The 591-nt window shown below is 43.7% G+C and carries 1 protein-coding gene; it reads left to right on the forward strand.

Features of this window, described 5'->3' with window-relative positions:
- The coding region (locus tag ACNKXV_RS13290; protein ID WP_470269802.1) for a DUF7507 domain-containing protein at positions 1-591 on the forward strand (591 nt) is incomplete at both ends.

The following is a 591-nucleotide window of genomic DNA, read 5'->3' on the forward strand; positions in this document are numbered from 1 at the left end:
ACCCTATCAAATACTGCAAGTGTAGTAACCAACGAAGTACCTGGTCCTACCAGCGCTACTGCCAATACTACCATTGATCAGAATCCTCTTATGACGCTGGTTAAAGATGGCACCTTCAACGATACTAATAACGATGGAAATGCCGATGCAGGTGAAACCATCTCGTATACCTTTACGGTTACCAACACTGGAAATCTAACATTGACGAACATCCAGGTTACCGATCCTAAAGTAACCGTAAGCGGAGGACCTATTAGCCTTGCTCCGGGTGCTAGCGATGACAAAACTTTTACTGCTACTTATACCATCACCCAGGCTGATGTAGATGCTGGAGAAGTGGTAAACACTGCCGTAGCTAATTCAGATGAAACTACAGGTCCTAAAGAAAGTAACGAGGAAATTACTCCGCTTTCCAAGGAAGCGAAACTTACTATTACCAATGTGGTAGATCTAACAGCGATCGATGAGCCTTCTACTCTTACTTACACTATCTCTGTAGCCAATACAGGAAATGTGAGTTTAACAGGGCTTACACTAACCGATGATACTACCACTGCTACCCTGAAATCAGGTGACGATGGGAATGGAATA

The sequence above is a fragment of the Christiangramia aquimixticola genome, assembly GCF_048285835.1.
Lineage (GTDB): Bacteria > Bacteroidota > Bacteroidia > Flavobacteriales > Flavobacteriaceae > Christiangramia > Christiangramia aquimixticola.